General features: G+C 58.4%; 15 protein-coding genes. 7 read left to right on the top strand and 8 right to left on the bottom strand.

Going from position 1 to position 17,498, the window contains the following annotated elements:
* Positions 1–146: 146 nt before the first annotated feature.
* On the top strand, positions 147–1,598 hold the full coding sequence (locus tag SB725_RS07165; protein WP_027924835.1) for a mannose-1-phosphate guanylyltransferase/mannose-6-phosphate isomerase: 1,452 nt from the start codon (positions 147–149) through the stop codon (positions 1,596–1,598).
* Positions 1,599–1,692: 94 nt separating this feature from the next.
* Here SB725_RS07165 and SB725_RS07170 read toward each other — a convergent pair whose 3' ends face one another.
* Positions 1,693–2,364, bottom strand: a complete 672-nt coding sequence (locus tag SB725_RS07170) for a hypothetical protein (protein WP_050590219.1) — start codon at positions 2,362–2,364, stop codon at positions 1,693–1,695.
* Between the two features lie 37 nt (positions 2,365–2,401).
* On the bottom strand, positions 2,402–4,501 hold the full coding sequence (locus SB725_RS07175) for an RHS repeat-associated core domain-containing protein (RefSeq protein ID WP_410921469.1): 2,100 nt from the start codon (positions 4,499–4,501) through the stop codon (positions 2,402–2,404).
* A 166-nt stretch (positions 4,502–4,667) separates the two neighbouring features.
* Here SB725_RS07175 and SB725_RS07180 point away from each other — a divergent pair, with 166 nt between their 5' ends.
* The 3 genes from SB725_RS07180 to SB725_RS07190 all read left to right on the top strand — a co-directional run bounded on the left by SB725_RS07180 (position 4,668) and on the right by SB725_RS07190 (position 6,535).
* Entirely contained in the window at positions 4,668–5,132 is a 465-nt protein-coding gene (locus SB725_RS07180) for a hypothetical protein (protein ID WP_027924604.1), read from the top strand.
* 31 nt (positions 5,133–5,163) lie between these two features.
* The gene (locus SB725_RS07185) at positions 5,164–5,988 is read left to right on the top strand and encodes an SDR family oxidoreductase (RefSeq protein WP_027924603.1); all 825 of its coding nucleotides are present in this window, start codon (positions 5,164–5,166) and stop codon (positions 5,986–5,988) included.
* A 148-nt stretch (positions 5,989–6,136) separates the two neighbouring features.
* A complete protein-coding gene (locus SB725_RS07190; RefSeq protein ID WP_027924602.1) occupies positions 6,137–6,535 on the top strand; it encodes a DUF4440 domain-containing protein in 399 nt (132 codons plus the stop codon).
* 46 nt (positions 6,536–6,581) lie between these two features.
* Here the strand turns inward: SB725_RS07190 and SB725_RS07195 are convergent, their stop codons facing one another.
* From SB725_RS07195 to SB725_RS07210, 4 genes are all read right to left on the bottom strand, one after another.
* On the bottom strand, positions 6,582–7,445 hold the full coding sequence (locus tag SB725_RS07195; RefSeq protein ID WP_027924601.1) for an HlyD family secretion protein: 864 nt from the start codon (positions 7,443–7,445) through the stop codon (positions 6,582–6,584).
* Positions 7,446–7,469: 24 nt separating this feature from the next.
* Complete coding sequence (locus tag SB725_RS07200) at positions 7,470–7,670, bottom strand: DUF1656 domain-containing protein (RefSeq protein WP_007896379.1); 201 nt, start codon at positions 7,668–7,670, stop codon at positions 7,470–7,472.
* Positions 7,660–9,852 carry an FUSC family protein gene (locus SB725_RS07205; protein ID WP_059181589.1) on the bottom strand — a complete coding sequence of 731 codons (2,193 nt, stop codon included), beginning with the start codon at positions 9,850–9,852 and terminating at the stop codon, positions 7,660–7,662. The genes SB725_RS07200 and SB725_RS07205 overlap by 11 nt, the downstream gene beginning before the upstream one ends.
* 139 nt (positions 9,853–9,991) lie before the next feature.
* Positions 9,992–11,503, bottom strand: a complete 1,512-nt coding sequence (locus SB725_RS07210) for an efflux transporter outer membrane subunit (RefSeq protein ID WP_027924599.1) — start codon at positions 11,501–11,503, stop codon at positions 9,992–9,994.
* Positions 11,504–11,775: 272 nt separating this feature from the next.
* On the opposite strand from SB725_RS07210, the gene SB725_RS07215 reads away from it, so the two are divergent.
* Both SB725_RS07215 and SB725_RS07220 read left to right on the top strand, forming a co-directional pair.
* A complete protein-coding gene (locus SB725_RS07215) occupies positions 11,776–12,744 on the top strand; it encodes a LysR family transcriptional regulator (RefSeq protein ID WP_410921470.1) in 969 nt (322 codons plus the stop codon).
* A 332-nt stretch (positions 12,745–13,076) separates the two neighbouring features.
* Positions 13,077–13,454, top strand: coding sequence for a DUF6124 family protein (locus SB725_RS07220; protein WP_410921471.1), 378 nt, complete (start codon positions 13,077–13,079; stop codon positions 13,452–13,454).
* 221 nt (positions 13,455–13,675) lie between these two features.
* On the opposite strand, the gene SB725_RS07225 is transcribed toward SB725_RS07220, so the two are convergent.
* Positions 13,676–14,332: a DUF2931 family protein gene (locus SB725_RS07225; RefSeq protein ID WP_410921472.1), complete on the bottom strand. Its 657-nt coding sequence runs from the start codon at positions 14,330–14,332 to the stop codon at positions 13,676–13,678.
* An 11-nt stretch (positions 14,333–14,343) separates the two neighbouring features.
* Positions 14,344–16,194 carry a PAAR domain-containing protein gene (locus SB725_RS07230; protein WP_410921473.1) on the bottom strand — a complete coding sequence of 617 codons (1,851 nt, stop codon included), beginning with the start codon at positions 16,192–16,194 and terminating at the stop codon, positions 14,344–14,346.
* Between the two features lie 614 nt (positions 16,195–16,808).
* On the opposite strand from SB725_RS07230, the gene SB725_RS07235 reads away from it, so the two are divergent.
* Positions 16,809–17,186, top strand: a complete 378-nt coding sequence (locus tag SB725_RS07235; protein WP_410921474.1) for a DUF6124 family protein — start codon at positions 16,809–16,811, stop codon at positions 17,184–17,186.
* Positions 17,187–17,498 lie beyond the last annotated feature (312 nt).

Consider the following 17,498-nt stretch of genomic DNA (forward strand, 5'->3'; position numbering starts at 1 on the left):
GTGAATCTGAAAAACCGAGTCGTCTGCATCGCTGGCAAGCCAGGCTCCCACAGGGGCCGAGGTGAGCGTTCAGAACGAGACAACAACAAGAGTGAAACGACAGAACGTTCGTAGCTCTAACCAATCGATTTTAAAGGAGTAACAACATGATTCCGGTGATCTTGTCAGGTGGTAGCGGCTCACGTCTTTGGCCGCTTTCGCGTAAACAGTTTCCCAAGCAATTCCTTGCCCTGACCGGCGAACACACACTGTTCCAGCAAACCCTGGAACGCCTGGTGTTCGAAGGCATGGACACCCCTATCGTGGTGTGCAACAAGGACCACCGCTTCATCGTCAACGAGCAGTTGAGTAACCGCAAACTCGAAGCCCAGCGCATTCTGATGGAACCGTTCGGTCGCAACACCGCGCCGGCCGTGGCCCTGACCGCGATGATGCTGGTCAATGAAGGTCGTGACGAGCTGATGCTGGTGCTGCCGGCCGACCACGTGCTGGAAGACCAGAAAGCCCTGCAACGCGCCCTGGCCCTGGCCACCGTCGCGGCGGAAAACGGCGAAATGGTGCTGTTCGGCGTGCCGGCCACCAAACCGGAAACCGGTTATGGCTACATCAAGTCGACCAATGATTCGCTGCTGCCGGAAGGCGTCAGCCGCGTTTCGCACTTCGTCGAAAAACCTGACGTCAAACGCGCCACCGAATATGTCGAATCCGGTGGTTATTTCTGGAACAGCGGCATGTTCCTGTTCCGCGCCAGCCGCTTCCTCGAAGAACTGAAAAAGCACGACCCGGACATCTACGACACCTGCCTGCTGACCCTCGAACGCAGCGAGCAAGATGCCGACACCATCACCTTCGACGAAGCCACCTTCGCCTGCTGCCCAGACAACTCCATCGACTACGCGGTGATGGAAAAAACCCAGCGTGCCTGCGTCGTGCCGCTGACCGCTGGCTGGAGCGATGTCGGTTGCTGGGCGTCGCTGTGGGAAGTCAATGAAAAAGACGCCAACGGCAACGTCACCAAAGGCGACGTGGTCATCCAGGACAGCAAAAACTGCATGATCCACGGCAACGGCAAACTGGTGTCGGTGATCGGCCTGGAAAACATCGTGGTGGTCGAAACCAAGGACGCCATGATGATTGCGCACAAGGACTCGGTCCAAGGCGTGAAACAGATGGTCAACACCCTCAACGAACAGGGTCGCAGCGAAACCCAGAACCACTGCGAAGTCTATCGTCCGTGGGGTTCCTACGACTCGGTGGACATGGGCGGCCGCTTCCAGGTCAAGCACATCTCGGTCAAACCGGGCGCGTGCCTGTCGCTGCAAATGCACCACCACCGCGCCGAACACTGGATCGTGGTCAGCGGCACCGCTGAAGTGACCTGCGACGACAACGTGTTCCTGCTCTGCGAAAACCAGTCGACCTACATTCCGATCGCGTCGGTCCACCGTTTGCGTAACCCGGGCAAGATTCCACTCGAGATCATCGAAGTGCAGTCGGGCAGCTACCTGGGTGAAGACGATATCGAGCGGTTCGAAGATATCTACGGTCGCTCCACCCCGATCGAGCGCGGCGTGTCGGTGAAAACCATCGCGCAGTAAGCGTTCAGCAAAATAAAAGCCCCCGTCCAGCCCGCTGCGTCTCCTATCCGCAGCGGGTTGGGCGGGGGCTTTTTTCTGCCGATGTAATGCCAAATCACATTTTCAATGGATTTCTATTTTGCTTTGCAAAGGTTTTCCATTTGTCTAACAACTGGCTAGGTAACGGATTCAATCTGCCTGTCTGAAAATAGCCGCTTTGTAATTCGCTCCTTGTCACATGGCCGGAATCGATCATGAATTTAGCCATGTTCCCGCCCCAATGTTGAGCCTCGCCACCTACGCTCGTTGTGAAATAACCCGTTTTGTACAACGCTCCGGGGTACATATCATTGAAGACCTGATGGGCAAAGTAGTCGGTAATGTGTTCGTCATAATTACTGTTACTGACAGACGTATCCGTCTCTTGCTGAAAACCTATATGTCCGTGCGAAGAAGCATGCAAGGCTTCGTGAACAATCGTCGAGCGAATTTTATCTCTATCAAGCTGACCATTTTCAGAATAATCCGGTGCGGTTACTCCCATATAAATTATTCCGTCTGGCGACGTCCAGGCGGCAGGATTGGCACGCAGTTCTTCCTGGTTGAACTGCATCGTTTCATTGCCAGGAACAGACCTGATTTTTTCAAAAAGTTCTTCGTGTGTTACATCCACTACTTTTATAGGGCGAACCGATACACCAAATAGTTGACTGATCGTGTTGGCCAGCTGGGCCGTGTCGACATAGTCACCTGTTTTCCATGTCGTTGAGGCCTGATTCGCTGGCATTTGCGGACGCGCCAATACAATTGGCTCAAAAAGCCTATTAGCCTGCGCGGCTTGCCCAGACCCTGATGGCCCTGGCGGCACTGGGCCGAAACCAGGCGGTGGTGGAGGTGGCAGGGCTAGTGAAGGTAGCCTTGGAGGTGCGGGGGGGGGTATTCGGTTTATCAGGCTCCCGTCCATCGATATCGATCAACGTGACAGGGTTATTTCTAACCATTCGATACAGGTTCAAACCATCCACCGCACCTGCCGGATCGGGATTTATCCAACGCTGTAGCCACGGTATGTAGTACCGAAACCCATAATAATAAAGCCTCGTCGCATCCCGCTCCTTGCCTGAATACCGAATGGTTTTGTAGTCGACTGCAACGGCATCTGTGTCGGCACACCACGCGGTCTCACCGAAGGGATAAAAAACTTCCCGGCTGATGACTTGTGCATCGTCAGCCAGTTCCACCGTGCAGGAATTCAGGTGATCGACCAGGGTGTACCGATACTGATCGTTGATGCCCGGCGGTGGATCGCTTTCCCAGTGCAACACCCGAACGGAATTAAGGCCAGCCTGTGCGGTGATGACTTCCAGCCTCTCACCGGTGCCACTGTCGGTACGCAGTTCCAGCCCTGGCAAGTAACGCACTTCGGCTATCACGGTTCTGGCATGGGTCTGCAACGAGCGAATTTTTCGTACCCGTTGGCCACCGCCATCGTAGAGGTAGGACTCAACGTCATTGCGTCCGGAATCGCGCTCCACCGGGCTGACCGACTGCAACTGATTGCGCAGGTCCCACGTCAAAAAACGCCCCTGATCCAGCTCCAGCAAATTGCCCTTGGCGTCGAATGCCGTCGTGATTTGTTCTTCCGTGGGGGGCACGCCGTTACGCCAGGGCAAACAGCGATTGCTGTACTGCGCAGCTTTCAGATCACGTCCCGGACTTTGCGAGCCGACATGTGCCAGCTTCAGCAAATTCCCGCTTTCGTCATAACGGTAGGTTTGCTCGTAGTTGCTGAGCGCCGCGGGATCGTTGCGCCCAACGGATGCCGGCCCTTGGCTGGGGGCGCGCGCCTCCCAACCCGTCGCCTTGATCAATTGATAAAGGCTGTTGTAGAAAAAACGACTGATCGGCTCAATACGCTGATTAGCGAAGTAGCGCGTCGACAAGGCCTTGTCCTCGATACTCAGCACATTGCCCATTCGGTCGTAGGTGTAGAACAGGTGTTGCAGCAAGCCGCGGTGCTCGCTGTGCGCCCGGCGCTCGATCAGGAGTCCGTCTTGCGGAGAATATTTGAGGGTCGTCTGTACGTTGTTACCCGCCACTTCGCGAGTGATCTGTCCTTGGGCGTTGTACTCAATCTCGCTGACCAGTGTTTGCCCAGAGGGCTTGCCTGCCAGTTTCAAGACACTGTGGCGCAGTCGGCCATCAAGGGTGAAACCAAACGTCTGACAGTTCTGCCTGGCATCAACCGACTCCAGCACGTTCCCGAGAGGACCGAATCGCCAGGTCGAAACAGCTCCATCGCCGGGTTCCAACAAATCATTGCGATCAGCAATCGACGCTGGCCAATCAGGGGCGACGGGGTCCAGAGCGAAGTGTTGAACGTGTCTAGAGCATTGACCGGTGATCGTAAACGCCTTAAACAACACGGTCCCGCCGGGGCCATCCTGTCGAATCAATTGCCCCAATAGGTTGTGGTCCTGGGTACCCTGACCGGGACGACCATACTCCATGCGTTCGGCACAACGTCGTGGGGCTGTGGCGACGTGTTCAAATACCGTCACCGGACGCAGCCGTTCGTCGTATTCAACCTCGCGTCGTGTGCCGCGACTGTCCCAGCCTTGCAGCACTTCATTGGCCAGGCCGAAGAAATTGATCTGCGAGCCGGCATCAACGCTCAGCGTCGATACGGCAACATCGGACAGCGAATACACCGTGACGAGATTGGCGGGTGCCAGCGGATCTTGTTCCCGTACCCCCCAAAGCCGGGGGTCCCACTGCATGATTGGGAGCCCGGCGGCATTGTGGAGCGTGCGGTTGATGCGTGCCTGAGTCGGCTCGCCTTCAACCTCGCGCCAATAATCAATGGAACGGATCGTCAGCGCTCGCGAGTCGACGACCGAAACGGTGGAGGTTTTAGAGTGCATGCCGGCGCGTCCCTGTAAGCCAGTGGTCAGCTAATCGCTTGTGACGTGGGCTGGCTACTGTCAGAAATTACAGTTGCGACCAGCGGCAACAGCGCTTGATCCACGAATGTCCATTCGCGCAGCCCTTCGGTAGGATGGAGGTCATGAGTTCAAGGAGCGTACATACATGTTCATCGGCGTCCTGCTGGTCATCACCTGGCTGATCCTGTTGCTGCGCTACCCGTCCAAGGCGTTTCCCGTGTCGGTGGCGGCCGCCGTCGGTTTGGGTCTGGTGGCCACATGGGTGATCTGGCTCGACAACCGCGAGGTCAAGCAACTCGCGCGCCTGGAGCTGCGCATCACCTACGCGCCCGAGCAGTGCCCGGCGGATCGTCCGTTACAGCTGAAAATGAACAATGGCAACGACGTGCCGCTGACCGAATTGCGCTGGCGTATCGCGGCGTATGCACCGGGTGACACGGTCAATCTGGCCGACAACCAATACGAAGCCCCGCGATATCGTGGCCCCGGCGAGCTCCAGGCCGGCGCCAACTGGGAAGACTGTTTGCCCTTGCCACCCTTGCGTCCCGGCTATCGCCCGCAAACCCTGGAGTTTCGCGCCGAGCGTTTGCAGGGTAGTTTCTCCGATTAATCCCACTTCTTATTTGCACAAGGACCGCGCCATGCCCGTTGCGTTGATTACCGGTTGCTCCAGCGGCATTGGCCGTGCCCTTGCCGACGTGTTCAAAAATGCCGGCTACGAAGTCTGGGCCAGTGCCCGCAAGGCTGAAGACGTGGCCGCGCTAACCGCCGCCGGTTTCACCGCCGTGCAACTGGACGTCAATGATGGCGCCGCGCTCGAACAGCTGAGCGAGCAGATCAATCAGCAACATGGCGGCCTCGACATCCTGATCAACAACGCCGGTTATGGCGCGATGGGGCCGCTGCTCGATGGCGGTGTACCGGCGATGCAGCGGCAGTTCGAGACCAATGTATTTGCCATCGTCGGGGTCACACGCGCGCTGTTCCCGGTGCTGCGTCGCGCCAAGGGATTGGTGGTGAACATCGGCAGTGTTTCAGGGATTCTGGTCACGCCGTTTGCTGGCGCCTATTGCGCCTCGAAAGCAGCCGTTCATGCGTTGAGCGATGCGCTGCGCATGGAACTGGCGCCGTTCGGTATTCGCGTGATGGAAGTCCAGCCGGGCGCCATCGAATCCAGCTTCGCTAAAAATGCCGGGCATGAAGCGGAACAATTGATCACCGAGCAATCGCCATGGTTTCCCCTGCGCGAAGGCATTCGTGCGCGGGCCAAGGCATCTCAGGACAAACCGACGCCGGCCCGGGAGTTTGCGCAGGGGTTGCTCAAGGCGGTGCAGCAGGGCAAGCCACCGCGTTTGATTCGATTGGGCAATGGCAGCCGGGCGTTGCCGTTGTTAGCGGGTTTGCTGCCAAAAGGGTTGCTGGAATCGGGGTTGATGAAGCGGTTCGGGTTGCGCGGGCAGCTCTGATACCGGGCCGACCTCTTCGCGAGCAGGCTCACTCCTACAGGGATCTTGGGTGTGAATGCTATCTCTGCCACCCAACAGAACCTTGCAGGAGTGAGCCTGCTCGCGATGGCGTCCGAACAAACACAGAACATTTCAGGAACACACTTCAATGACCGACTACACCCACTACTTCGACGAAGTCATCCAGGCCCACGTCGCCATCGAGCAATGGTTGGCCGAAGAACAAGACGACTCGGAACTTGAACAACTGCTGAGCCGGTTTTCACCGCAGTTTTCCATGATCTCGCCATTGGGCCGGGTGCTGGATTTCGAGGCATTGAGCGAGCTGTTTCAACTGGCGGGCGGCAAGAAGCTCGGGTTCAGGATCGAACTCAGTGAATTGCGCGGTGTGGCGCTGTATGACGGCGGCGCGGTGGTGAGTTATCGCGAGCAACAGACCGATGCCACCGGGCTGCATTCGGATCGTCGTTCGACCGTGGTGTTTGAGAAAGACGCCGACGGCACGCTGATCTGGCGGCACTTGCATGAGACGTTTTGCAAAGGCTGACTCGGTCGCTTTTTGTGGCGAAGGGGCTTGCCCCCTCGCCACAGGGTTACTCGCCAACTGCTGGGTTAACCACCACCGTACACGTAATCCCCGCCGCCAACAGCACCCCCTCTGGCACTTCATCAATGTGAATCCGCACCGGCACTCGCTGCGCCAATCGCACCCAGTTGAACGTCGGGTTCACATCGGCAATCAGTTCGCGGCTCTCAGGGTTATCCCGGTCGTAGATGCCGCGAGAAATACTCTCCACATGCCCTTTCAGCACCTCGCCACTCATCAACTGCATGTCGGCCTTATCGCCCACGCGCACGTGCGGCAATTTGGTTTCTTCGAAGAAGCCATACACCCAGAACGAGTTCATATCGACCACGGCCATTTTCGCTTCGCCAATGCGCGCATAGTCGCCGCGATGCACGTTGAGGTTGGTCACGTACCCGTCCACCGCCGCCCGCACTTCGGTGCGTTTGAGGTTCAGCTCGGCGGCTTCGAGTTGCGCCTGCGCGTGTTGATAATCGGCCAGTGCCGAGTCGGCGATGTTGCTGGCGTCGTCACGGTTTTCCCGGGAGATCACCAGGTTGTCCATGTCCGCACGGCGGCGGGCGTTGACCTTGCGCATCTCCCACGTTGCCTTGCGTGATGCGACCAGCGACTGCGCCTGCTTGACCGCGATGCGGTAGTGCTCGGGGTCGATCTGCATCAGCAGATCGCCCTTCTTCACTTGTTGGTTGTCACGCACCGGTACGTCCACCACTTCCCCGGTGACGTCGGCGGCGACGTTGATGATGTCGGCGCGCACCCGGCCATCGCGGGTCCACGGGGTGTCCATGTAATGCACCCACAAGGTCCGGCCGATCCATAGCGCGAGGGCCAGCACCAACAGGGTGGCGAGCAGGCTGAAAAGCTTTTTCATCAGGGCGTTCTCAGTGAAAGAGAGTCAACGGTAAACGGTCAGCGCCAGGGCGCCGAACAGGCAGGTAAACAGGCTCAGGCGCAGCAGCGCCGGGTGCCAGAAGAAGCGGTACAGGTCGAACCCGGACAAGAACCGGTCCAGCGCCCAAGCCAGTGCGGCGGCGATGAAAAACATCAGCGTCATGGTGGGCATGTACACGCCGTGGAAGGCGATTTCACGAGGCATGTTCAAGTCCTTGCGGCGCGGTTTTCGTGTAGGCCGAGAGCGGTGATTGCGGGTCCAGCAACGAGGTGCGAATGAAGTGCAGGTAGCTCTTCACCCGACGCAAGGCGGAGGTGTCGAAGTGCGGTGCGAAAGGTTCGTCAGTGGCTTGCACACGGCTGATCGCATGGTCGACCGCGACCAGACTGCGCTCCAGATTGTTCTGGCTCGGTTGCAGAAACAGCCGCACCAGCGAACGCCCCATCACCCGGATTGCCTGGCGCCACGGCTGCGATTCGGCGTAGGCCGGGTGCACCGGCAGAACCGCCTGCTCCTTGCGCAACTCGATGATCGCGTGGCCGACTTCCAGCACCACGAACATCCAGCGCAGCAAGTTGCTTTGTACCTGCGGTTGCCCCGCTGCGAGGCCATACGCCTGATGCAGCAAGTCCCGCGTGCGGCTCTCAAAACTCGACGCCAATCCCTTGAGCTTGCCGCTGATCGCGTACACCACTTGCTCTCGCAAATCCTGCTCCAACCGCCGCCACAACCAGCGACTGTTCGGTGGCAAAATAATCGCCCCGGCCGCCGCGCACACCAGCATGCCGAGCACCATGGCGATGTAGTCGTTGATGAAGGCGTAAGGGTTGTAGACCGTCAGGTTGTCCGGCACCGAACCGGTGCTGAAGAAGATTAGCAAGCCAAGACCGACACCGGCGTATTGCGGTCGCGACGTGAGGAACGAACCGAGCACGATCACCGGCGCGAGCATCACGCACAGCAACGGGAATCCGTCGATCCACGGGAAGATGAAAAACATCTCGACGAAACCGATCAGTGCGCCAAGGAACGTCCCGCAGGCCATCTGAAACGCCATGCGTTTCGGGTTCGGCGTGGCGGCTGAAAGGCCGACAGTTGCTGCCGCAATCAAGGTCATCGTCGCGCCGCTGGGCCATGCGGTCGCCACCCAATAGCTGCCGAGCACCACCAGAATGAACGCTGCCCGAATCCCCGACGCCGCCGAGGCCATCCAGTTGGTTTGCGGGGTGAACGGCTCGTCCCATTGCTCGCGCGCGTGGCTGTGATCGGCGAGTGAGGCGTGGGTCTGTGCATAACTGTGCAGGTCGTCGACGAAGCGATAGAGCAACTCGTAAGCGGTGTGGAAATCCAGCAGCTCGGCGTCGCTCGGGTTGCTCTCCTGGAAAGTCGCCCGCAAGCGGCGAACCCGCGCCGGCAAACCTTCTTTATAAGCGCTCAACTCGACAACCAGGCGTGCCGCGTCCGCATCGGTCAGGGCACGACCGCTGAAACCGTCGAGCACTTCCGCGAGGTCCTGCAGACCCGGTTTGATTGCCGCAACCGCAGGCTCGGCACCGCTGCTACGCAAGCGTTCGAGCAACTGATGCAAGGCGTTGAAGCGGGTGGTGATGCCCATGAACTCGCTGTTCAAACGATTGAGCCGACCGTTGCGCCGACGCATGTGCGGGTCTTCAAACACGGTCACGCTGCGCAAGCCTTCCAGCCCAACCGCTTCAGCGATGAAACGCACGTTGCTGGCTTCGAAAGCCTCCCGTTTGCTGCGACCGCGCAAGCCATCGGTGGCGAACCGGGCAAACACGCCGAAACGCTGGTACAAGGCGTTGCGCATCGCCGCGCTGGCGGTTTGCGGCAGGATCGCGGCGCTGACCAGCGTCGAGCAGAGAATGCCAAGGGAGATTTCCAGCACCCGCCAAACGGCGGCCATGAACGCGCCGTCCGGGTGCGCCAACGCGGGTAAACCGACCATCGCGGCGGTGTAGCCGGCCAACACAAAACCGTAGGCGCGAAAGTTACGATACCGCGCCGCACCGGCCGAACAGATGCCGACCCAGATCGCCAGCGAGCCGAGGAACAGTTCGGTGTTTTGCGCGAACAAGGCAATCAGCGCCACCATCACCGCCGAGCCGGTCAAGGTGCCCAGAAAGCGGTAAAAACTCTTGGCGAACACCTGACCGCTTTGCGGCTGCATGACGATAAACACGGTGATCATCGCCGTGCGCGGTTGCGGCAATTCCAGGCGCATGGCCAGCCACAAGGTCAGGAAGGCGGCGAACAACACCTTGAAGATGTAGACCCAGGTCACGCCATCGCTGCGTGCCCAGTCGAAAAAGCCCCGGCGCCATTCAAGGGAATACAGCCAGCGCAAGGGTGCGGGCAAGGGAGTCATGAAATCCTGCTCATTGAGATTCGATTAAGTCGCAGAACCTGTGTGAGCGAGCTTGCTCGCGATGGCGCAGTGTCAGGCGACACATGCATTGACTGACACGGCCTCATCGCGAGCAAGCTCGCTCCCACAGGGTTCGTGTTCAATTCGAGAGGCTCTTAAGCAGGGCTGGGGTTTTCGGCGCTGCGGTCTGGCTATCTTTCGGCACATCATTACCCGCACCCAGCCCGCCACCCAACGCCGTCACCAGTTCCGCATGAGCACTCAACCGCGCCGCCTGCACCTGCTGCTGAACTTGCTGCTGCTTGAACAACAACGTCTGCGCGTTAAGCACATTGAGGTAGTCGGTCAACCCGCGTTGATAGGCGATCATCGCGATGTCATAGGTCTTCTGCGCGGTGGCCACGGACTCGGCGGCGAAAGTCTGTTGCTTGTCCATCGACTCGCGGCGGATCAACTGATCGGAGATGCTTTTCAGCGCGTTGACCAGCGTCTGGTTGTACTTGGCCACCGCGATGTCATACCCCGCCGACGCTTCGCCCAACTCGGAGCGCAAACGCCCGCCGTCGAAAATCGGCAACGAGATCGCCGGGCCGACGCTGTAGTTGAGTTTCTTGCCGGTCAAAAACTCCAGCGCCCCACCGCCCGTGGCCATGTAGCCGAGGCTGCCAACCAGATCGACGTTGGGGTAAAAACCGGCGTGGGCGACATCGATACCGCGAGCCTGCGCCGCCACTTGCCAGCGACTGGCAACCACGTCCGGGCGTTGGCCGAGCAATTGCGCGGGCAACGACGACGGCAATTTCAGCGCGGCGCCCAACGACAGCGTTGGCCGCTGCAATTGCGCGCCTTCGCCCGGCCCCTTGCCTGCCAGGGCCGCAAGCTGGTTGCGGCTGAGGGCGATTTCTTCGTCCAGCGCATCAATCTGGCGATGGGTTTCCGGCAACGGCGTTTGTGCCTGACTGACTTCAAAGTGCGTGCCGATGCCTCCGTTCAGACGCTTCTGTGCGAGGTCGAGAATCTGCTGTTGCTGCTGCAGCGTCGCCTCGATGATGTCGCGCTGGGCGTAATGCAACGACAGCTCGATGTAGGCGCGCACGATGTTGTTCTGCAATTCGAGCTGCGCCAGACGCGCTTCGGCGGCGCTCATGTGCGCCATGTCCACGGCGCGCTCGGTGGCATTGCTTTCGCGGCCCCAGAGGTCGAGCGCATAGCTGAAGCCCAGCGCGGCGTTGTTGTCCCAGGTGGTCGTGTTGGCCAGCTCGCCCGGCCCGTAAAACTGATCGGTGGGCCAGTTGTGGCGTTTGAGGGTGGATTCGCCGTTGATCTGCAACGACTCGGCGGACTCGGCGATGCCGGCCATGGATTTGGCCTGGCGCACCCGCGCCGCCGCCATGGCCATGCTCGGGCTGCCTTGCACGGCGAGGTCGATCCAGCGGTTCAGTTGTGGGTCACCATAGGCCCGCCACCACTGAGCGGTGGGCCAGTGCGCGTCCTGCGCAGCGTGTTGAATAGCTTCGTCGGTGGCCAGTGAATCAGCCTCCAGTGCCTTGCCCTGCGGGGCAATACCTCCGGTACCGATGCAGCCGCTGATTGCCAGGGTTAAAGCCAAAACACTGAGCGTCTGAAGCGCTCTGCTGATGCGACGCGGCACTGCTGCGATTTCCTGAAATAGGGGAGGTACGAAATCCTGTGGGAGCCGGGCTTGCCCGCGATGGCAGCACCGCGGTGGGTCTGGATGACCGCGGTGCTGCCATCGCGGGCAAGCCCGGCTCCTGCAGTGGCGCAATTCTAGGGGTGGGTCTGGTTGGCGATAAGCTGGGATTCTTGTGAATCTTTGTTACCGTTCACGCGATAATCCCTTGGTCGGGGTCTCAGACCTTGAAACCTTGTGTCACAATTTGCCATCTCCCTTGAGAGCACCCCATGGACACTTTGCAAAACATGCGCGCCTTCAGTTACGTGGCCGAGGCCGGCAGCTTCACCGCTGCCGCCGTGCAACTGGACACCACCACCGCCAACGTCTCGCGCGCGGTCTCCAACCTGGAAGCCCACCTGCAAACCCGCCTGCTCAACCGCACCACCCGCCGCATCGCGTTGACCGAGGCCGGCAAGCGCTACCTGTTGCGCTGCGAGCAGATCCTCGCCTACGTCGAAGAAGCCGAAGCCGAGGCCAGCGACGCCCATGCGCGGCCGGCCGGGCAACTCAAGGTGCACACCATGACCGGCATCGGTCAGCACTTCGTGATCGACGCCATCGCCCGTTATCGCAAGACGCACCCGGACGTGACCTTCGACCTGACCATGGCCAACCGCGTGCCGGACTTGCTCGACGAGGGCTACGACGTGTCCATCGTCCTCGCCAGCGAACTGCCGGATTCCGGCTTCGTGTCCCAGCGGCTGGGTATCACCTACAGCATCGTCTGCGCCTCGCCGGCGTACGTGAAAGCCAACGGTTGCGCGCAAAAGCCCAGCGATCTGCTGAACCACATGTGCCTGCGCCTGGTGAGCCCGGTGATCCCGCTGGAAAAATGGGCCTTCGACGGCCCCGATGGCCAGGAGACCGTGACCATCAACAGCTCACCGTTCCTGGTCAACTCGGCAGACGCGATGAAGACCGCGATCACCAGCGGCATGGGCGTTGGCGTGCTGCCGGTGTACGCCGCGATTGAAGGGCTGCGCAACGGCACGCTGGTGCGGGTGATGCCGAACTACCGCTCGCAGGAACTGAACCTGTATGCGATCTACCCTTCACGGCAATATCTCGACGCGAAGATCAAGACCTGGGTCGAGTACTTGCGCGGCTCGTTGCCGGAGATTCTGGCGGCGCATCAGGCGGAGCTGGCGGCGTATGAATTGAGCGGGAGTCTGGGCGTGGCTCGGCTGGCGAACTGATCTCACGGTCCTACAGACGCGCTGATTTTGAGGAAGGATTCCGACGCGTTCTGTCGGTTGTTGGGTCAGACGGGAAATGGGTAGGCTTTGGGTGTCGCTGCCAAATCAGCGATCAGGTCTGGAAAACCTGACAACCCTCCATCACACCTCATGGCATACTGCGGCGCTTTTTTTGCACGCAGTTCTTTGTTATGGCGGCTGTGCGCGGGAGACCTTCAGGTCTGCCGGGTGTGATGGTGGTCCGGTTTTTCCAGTCCGCGCACAGTTGCCACCCTTTCGCCTGGAAATCGAAAGATGGCAGCTCCATTTCATCGCCATTGAGTAACTTCCATATGATTAAAGAAACTCCGAATCCCCCGGAAACCGACGACGTTTCCCCCTACGATTCCGTCGATTCCAAAAAATTCCACGACGCCGCCGAACGCGCGTTGAATCACTACCTCAACCCCGCAGCCCTGAAATCACCGCCCACCCGCAAACCCAGCACCATGTTCCTACTCGCACCGGACCTCAAAGACGAAGATCTGCTGGCCCACACCTGTGAAACCCTGGCCCAGGCCAGCGTCATGGCCGGCGATTTTGCCGCCTACCTGGAAGGCCCGCACCGCAACACCGCCATGGCCATCCAGCAGATCGTCATGCTCGCCGAACTGGCCGCGAACCGGATGATGGACAACCTCGAACTGCCCAAGCCCACGCCACACCGCTGATCCCTTGTAGGAGTGAGCCTGCTCGCGATAACGGTCGGATATTCAAAATAGATGTCGGCTGACACGCCGCCATCGCGAGCAGGCTCACTCCTACACTTTTAGAAGGTTTACCAGATGGGCATTGGCTCCCGCATTGAGCATTGAGTTATTTGATCTAAAGCTTGAAGCCCTGCGCCAGATAGAAAAAAGCCCGCCAGTTGGCGGGCTGAATTTATGGTCATTTACCAGCTTCCGTAAGGGATGCCGTACTTTTCGATATAACGCTTGGAATCTTCTTCCAAAGGGAAATAACTTCCATGGGACAGTCCTAAACCAGGCCCCTTGGGTTCAATCTCGGCTTGGTAATGTGCAACCTTGATTGCTCGTCGGCATTCATCCAATGCCCACACCTGTACCACACCACCTGGGGCAATTCCTATCTGTACAGACGCGAGCGGATCTAAAAAAGCCGCTTCAGGAACGCTTGTGCACTCCTTGGTCAACGCATTACGCATGACCTGCCTCGCATCTTCCGGAATTTCAAACCAACCCTGATACGTTTGCGGCTCGGCCAGTGATTGCCAGCGGACATAGATGCGAACCGGAAGCTTGGCGTCCCTTACGTCCCTCTCGGTGCCACCACCGGTTACCAGCCAACCGTTGGCCCCTGGCAGGCCGTTTTTCCGCCCGCCGGATGCTACGCCACTGCCGATTCGGCGGTAAAGAGTCCCAAGGGTGTCAATTGTGGCAGCCTCCTCAACCCAGGCGTCCATGGCATATGGTGTGACAAAACCCAACGCCCACGGCCCGGCATCGGGATCTGAGCGTCCCCGGGACTGGCCTGATGCTTGGCAGCCGCTCACCAGTAGAACCCCCAACAAGATCCATAGTGTTCGCATATTGGTGACTCCTAGTCAGGTACGTGGGGATGTTGTACGCGGATCCCGTCTGGTGTGGGGGCATTAAAGTAGAGTAAACCTGCGCTGGTTCGAGGTGTCGAACCTTGCAGGATTTTCGGTGGGTTCCAGCTGGCCGAAGTGTGAATGTACTTCAACTTGAGCAGATGCTCTTCGGCAGGCGTTGTACTGTAGTCGCCCGCGACAAAGCGCTCACTTAGAGCCTGTAGCTCCGCAGGGATGCTGTAGGACGGGTACTCCTCATCAAGCTGCCTAAACCTCACTCCCCGTTCCTTGGCCAGCGTGTACATGACCCGCAGGTAAACCCGCGACAATTCACCTCTTACAGGTCGTTTGAGCCGTAATGCGGCATAGACTTGCTTATCAGGGTTAGCACTATTTTGCTGAACTGTAGGCAAGCCCCGACCATACGGTGTAACGACCTCCAGCATTTCGGACGGCCAGCCTTTAGCTTCCCACCGAGCCTTCACCTGTTGCGCGTCCCGATAGATCGAGGTGTATTTCACGTCCGTCGTACCGGGGACAACCAGCACCTGCATCGGACTGATCAGCAGGTTCTCTTCGGATTCAGGAAAGTAGCCACCACCAATGTCAGAGTGCACACCAGGCAATGTTATTTCCAAGTGATCGGGCTTTACTCGGCTCAAGGCGAAGTTGGCACGAATTTCATCCCGTGCAGCCAATTGGACGACATTCGGAAACAATCTGCGTGGCAGGTACAGCTTGAGGCCTGGTTGTGTCTGGCTACGTACATAGCCCAGGTTGGCCAAGCCGCCTACTGACGGCACGGTATCAAACAAGCCGATAAAACCCATTTGGACATCGTGCTGGTATTCGACGTTATAGGCTTGGTGGAAAGCCCCACGAAATATCTTGGAGATGTTGCCCAGCGGACCATTCTGCCCCAGAGCGACTTCATTGGAGAAATGTCGCGCAGCCGCTGCACCTCGGCTGAAGCCAAATGTATCGAACGTTAAGTGAACGATCTTTGAATCGGGGTAGGTTTGGGAAAAGTCATAGATAGCTCGCCCGATTTTTTTAAATGCCTCATCTACTTTCCCAGTGACGCCCATTTCGCCGCGCCCCATTGCGGCTCCAAGCAAACTATCGGGTTGACCGGACGATGTGCCTATCCCATCCACATACACCGTTTCAAATTTCAGATGCAATTTCCCCTCATCCAAAACGTCGCGAGAGGAAAAATACAAATCGCTTAGTTTTTTGATATTCGACTCATCATTTGCATAGCTGCTTTCCGTATCAGCCATATACGGTTTGCAACTGGCGTCCAGATCCTCAGGCTTGATGGCGTGGGTTGCGCCACACAGCTGCCCCACCACGCTGTTATTCGCATTGTTCAGCGTCCCATCGAAGAACACGCCGATGCGTAAAGAGATACCTACGGATTGACCTTCTAGCTCCTCTTCTTCTTCCTCTTCCTCTAAAACCGAGTCGTCAACAACGGTGGCTGGCATTGGCGAGGATGTGGGTACTGTAATCGGAACTTGGTGATTAGCAGGCGCAACCAAATGCGCAGGCATAGGACTAACCGGGGAAACCGGCGTAGCTGTGAAGCTGTTGCCGATGATGATGGTCGACGATCCACCGGTAATGGTGTCGCCATGACTTCCTTGCGAACCGGTTACTAAGGCTGCCTGGCCATTGATCTGTACCGAGGACATGGCACCCATGGTCAAGACACTGCCGCAGGTGGTGCAGTCGGTTACCCGGGCAGCGGGCAGACCATCAAAAAATACATCGGGTGACCCGGATTCGATGGCTGTTCCACCGCAGCGGGGACAACTCACGGAATCGGTCTTGCGCGCAGCAGGCTTGCCGGACATTTTTGACTTCCATTTCAGTGCTCAGAGGCAGCACCATGCCTGACGCTCTTTACAGAAAACAATCAGACATTTCCCAAAGTACTCGACCACATAAATAGGTCGTGGTCAGGATGTTGAAACACAGGAGTCTGCCAAAAAACCAACCCACAAAAAATTATCGGAAAAGCACTTGTCCCCTCCCGCCGACGGGCTTTGTGTCCCAGCGGGTCTGGGCATCGCCATTTAGCTTCGTGGGTCGTCAACGGCTCGGAAAGCCAGGAGACGTTCGGCTGGCGAACTGATTTCACTGTCCTACAGACGCGCTGATTTTGGGGAAGGATTCCGACGCGTTCTGTCGGTTGTTGGGTCAGACGGGAAATGGGTAGGCTTTGGGTGTCGCTGGCACTTCAGCGACCGGGTCTGGAAAACCCGAAGATTAAAAGTGATGCCCCATGGCATACTGCGGCGCTTTTTTTGCTCGCAGTTTTGAGTTATGGCGGCTGTACGTGGGAGACCTTCGGGTCTGCCGGGTTTTTGATCCTTTTATCTCGGTTTTTCCAGTCCACGTGCAGCTGCCACCCTTTCGTCTGGAAAACGAGAGCTGGCAGCCCCTTAACTCAAAAAAGGTAAATGCCATGTTCAAAGAAACTCCGAATCCTCCTGAAACCGACGACGTTTCCCCCTACGAATCCGTCGATTCCAAAAAATTCCACGACGCCGCCGAACGCGCGTTGAATCACTACCTCAACCCTGCAGTACTGAAGTCACCGCCCACTCGCAAACCCAGCACCATGTTCATGCTTGCACCGGACCTCAAAGACGAAGATCTGCTGGCCCACACCTGTGAAACCCTGGCCCAGGCCAGCGTCATGGCCGGCGATTTTGCCGCCTACCTGGAAGGCCCGCACCGCAACACCGCCATGGCGATCCAGCAAATCGTCATGCTCGCCGAACTGGCCGCGAACCGGATGATGGACAACCTCGAACTGCCAAAGCCCACGCAACACCGCTGATCCACCAGTAAACGCCAATCCCCTGTAGGAGTGAGCCTGCTCGCGAAAGCGGTATATCAGACAACATTGGTGTTGAATGTTAAATAGCATTCGTCGGAACGCCGCCCGGAGCCGGCTCGCTCCCACAGTTGGAACGGGTGTATCTGATAGGGATTGGTAGGCTGTCAGGCCGCCATCGCTGGCAAGCCAGGCTCCTACATACATCGGTGTACACCCGCCGCTTCTCACCACTCATCAGGCCGAGCGTTAGCTCGCCTGAAAGCTTTTGATCTGGCTTTTGATTCACCCGCCCCCTCGGGAGGCTGAGTGGAG

Source organism: Pseudomonas sp. SIMBA_041, assembly GCF_046535095.1.
GTDB classification, from domain to species: domain Bacteria; phylum Pseudomonadota; class Gammaproteobacteria; order Pseudomonadales; family Pseudomonadaceae; genus Aquipseudomonas; species Aquipseudomonas mucoides.